This is a genomic window from Candidatus Protofrankia californiensis (genome assembly GCF_900634765.1).
Lineage (GTDB): Bacteria > Actinomycetota > Actinomycetes > Frankiales > Frankiaceae > Protofrankia > Protofrankia californiensis.
On record NZ_CAAAFT010000278.1, the window covers coordinates 16,603 to 19,900 of the forward strand.

Consider the following 3,298-nt stretch of genomic DNA (forward strand, 5'->3'; position numbering starts at 1 on the left):
CGGGGCCCACCAGGCCGGGATCCTCACGCCACCACCGGCGGCGGCGATGTTCGCCTCCTTCGACGTGATCGCTACGGACCGCGCCGGGCTGGCCGAGCTGCTCACAGAAATCACCGAACGTGCACGTTTCCTGACCGCCGGCGGCATCCCGGTCGACCTCGGCACGACTGCCCCGCCGTCCGACAGCGGTATCGTCGGGCCCACGGTGTCCCCCGACGCGCTGACCGTCACCGTTGGGGTGGGCGCGTCCCTGTTCGACAGCCGGTTCGGCCTGGCCGACCGCAAGCCGCGGCGACTCACCCCGATGCGCACGTTCCCCAACGACGCCCTGGACCCGGCGCACTGTCATGGCGACCTCAGTCTGCAACTGTGTGCTCACAACCGCGACACGGTGCTGCACGCGCTGCGAGACATCGCCCGCCACACCCGCGGCGGCATGCAGCTGCGCTGGCGCGTCGACGGCTTCCAGAACCCGCCCCGGCCGTCAGGAGCCCAGCGCAACCTGCTCGGCTTCAAAGACGGCACCGCCAACCCGGACGTTACCGACGCCGCCGAGATGGACCGGCTGGTCTGGGTGCACGCCGACGACGAGCCCGCGTGGGCCGAAGGTGGCTCCTACCAGGTCATCCGTACCATCCGCATGCTGGTGGAGTTCTGGGACCGGGTTTCGCTCAACGAGCAGGAGACGATGATCGGCCGGCGCCGGGACACCGGAGCCCCACTGGACGGCACCGCGGAGACCGACATACCGGACTACGCCCACGACCCCGAGGGCAACGTCATCCCGCTCGACGCGCACATCCGGCTGTCCAATCCCCGCACGCCGGCTACGGACAGCTCCCGCATCCTGCGTCGCGGCTACAACTACGACCGTGGCATCGACGGCAACGGCAACCTGGACATGGGCCTGGTCTTCTGCTGCTACCAGCAGGACGTGGCCCGGCAGTTCGAGGTGACGCAGACCCGGCTCATCGACGAGCCGCTGGTCGACTACATCAGCCCTACCGGCGGCGGTTACTTCTTCGTCCTGCCGGGTGTCCGGGACTCCTCCGACCACCTCGGCCGCACCCTGCTCGCCTGACCTGACCTCATAGGTGCGGGCCTGAACCCGGCGCATCGAGCGCAGCACTCATAATCCGCCGGTCGTGGGTTCGAGCCCCACCCGCCCCACCCCTTTTTTGATCATGCTTCTGACCTGCGTGAATGCGGTTCGCGATCTATCGCTTGAGATCCAGCGCTGTGGAACGGTGCTGGTCAGGGCCTCGCGAGTTGGTTCGAGCCCCGGCTGGACGACCATGTTGCCGCCATACGAACCGCCTCCGCCTCGTCGAGGTGCTCGGTCGGCGGCTTCGGCGACGAGACCTGCCGTCGCCACCATCAGCGGCTGGGTCAGCACCGAGGACGTGTAGGGCAACCTGTTCGCCGATGGCCCGGACAGCGAGGAAGGAGACAGCCGCGTCTCCACACCATCCGCGATCATCGTGGCCGCGGGTGGCTCGGTGTCTCGCGTGAGCCGACAGAACCGTGGGCCGGCAGGACAATGCACGTGGCCCTGGCCACTTCAGGTCCGTGGTTTCCTTGGCGGACATCCCCGATTCGGTGGAGATCATGGTTGACACGTCCCGCGCGCGGCTGTTCGGCAACCTCGACGAACTGGCGGTTGCCTCGCGGCTGGTGGTGGACCGCCCGGCCGGCAGCAGGCACCCGCGGGTGTCGGAGGCGGTGTATCCCGTCGACTACGGCTGCCTGGACGGCACCGTGGCCGCGGACGGTGACGGTGTGGATGTCTTCTGCGGCAGTGCCGTCGGTGCTGGCGTGGTGGGATTTTTCGTGACGGCGGATTTGGGCAAGCGTGATGTGGAGGTCAAGGTTCTGATCGACTGCACCGCCGAGGAGATCGACCGGGTACGGCGGCTGCTTGATGATGTCCTGGGGATCGGGGGCCTGCTCGTGCGGCGGAACCTGGAGACCGCCACTGGCCCGCACGGCCCGGCGGCTGGCGAGAAGCCGGGTGCGCAGATGTGGCGGCAGCGGAGACAATGAGATGCCTGGTGCAGGACGGGATGCCTTGAGGGGGATCGTAGAGCCGTGCCCGGTCGCGATCTTTCTCGACGATTCTACGAGCAGGCGGTTCGGCCGCTGATCGCGGACGTGCCTCACGCTGCCGCGTTGCTCGGTGAGGGCTCCGAGGTACTCGGCTTCGACGACGAGGTCTCCACGGACCACGACTTCGGCCCCCGTGTGCAACTGTTCGTCCCGCCAGGTCTCGACACCACGCCGATCGACGTCGCCCTGGAGAGGCTGCCGGCTCGGTTCGACGGGTTCCCGGTTGTCTTCCCCGATAGCGATCGACACGACGGCCGGCCACACCATCAGATGGAGATGACCACTGCGCGGGCGTTCTTCGTCGACCGGCTCGGCGTCGACCCCGCCTGCGGGATGGATCTGGCGGACTGGCTGCTGGCCCCGACGCAGATCCTGGCCAGTCTCACCGGCGGCGTGGTCCTGCACGACCCGTTCGATCTGCTCACCACGCGGCGTCGGGCGCTGGCCTGGTACCCCGACGATGTCTGGCGCTATGTCCTGGCCGCCGGCTGGCTTCGGGTCAGCCAGGAGGAACCGTTCATCGGCCGTACCGGCGGCCGCGGCGACGACCTCGGCTCACGCATGCTTGCCGCCCGCGTGGCCCGCGACCTCGTCCGGATCGGCTTTCTTCTCGAACGTCGCTGGGCCCCGTACAGCAAGTGGCTGATGACCGCGTTCGCGCACCTGACTCTCGCCGGCCAGATCGGTGAGCACCTGCACCGCGCGCTCAGCGCGGCGCGGTGGCGGGAACGCGAAGCGGCACTGTGTGCCGCGGCCAGTCATCTCGCCGCCGTCACGAACCGGCTTGGTCTGGCCGAGCCCGTCGACCCGGCACCGCGCCGCTTTCATTCCCGGGACATCCAGGTACTCGGTGCTGAACGCCTCACCCGTGCCCTGACCGATGCGATCAGCGATCCGCGGCTGCGAGCCCTGCTCACCCGGCTCGGACATCGGCCCGACGGCCCGCTCGGCCATCTTCCCGGCGCGATCGACCAGGCGATCGACAGCGTCGAGATCCCCGCCCGCCCGCACCGCCGCCGCGACTACGCGCCGGCGCTTGGACTCCGGGCGTGAATCTCGCGGCAAGCTGCCCGCGGAGGATCGAGCAACTCGATGGCGCGGGGCTGGGACGGATGGCCCAAGCCGACAGTCCCGCAGCGGGGACACCCACCGGTCGCGTGACGATGCGTCCGCCCACGCGGCCGGGCGGGCG

The 3,298-nt window shown here is 69.3% G+C and carries 3 protein-coding genes; all 3 read left to right on the forward strand.

Annotated features, from left to right (window positions below):
- A partial coding sequence (gene efeB, locus DD1DGNOD_RS15185) for an iron uptake transporter deferrochelatase/peroxidase subunit (protein WP_241255743.1) occupies positions 1 to 1,081 on the forward strand: 1,081 nt, incomplete at its 5' end.
- Positions 1,082 to 1,608: 527 nt separating this feature from the next.
- Complete coding sequence (locus DD1DGNOD_RS15195; RefSeq protein ID WP_131770425.1) at positions 1,609 to 2,043, forward strand: inorganic pyrophosphatase; 435 nt, start codon at positions 1,609 to 1,611, stop codon at positions 2,041 to 2,043.
- Positions 2,044 to 2,088: 45 nt separating this feature from the next.
- Entirely contained in the window at positions 2,089 to 3,159 is a 1,071-nt protein-coding gene (locus tag DD1DGNOD_RS15200; RefSeq protein ID WP_131770426.1) for a DUF4037 domain-containing protein, read from the forward strand.
- The last annotated feature ends 139 nt before the right edge of the window (positions 3,160 to 3,298 follow it).

Excerpts from the sequence above, each read along its gene's own strand:
- DD1DGNOD_RS15195 (WP_131770425.1), top strand. The coding sequence starts at position 1,609 with ATGGTTGACACGTCCCGCGCGCGGCTGTTCGGCAACCTCGACGAACTG.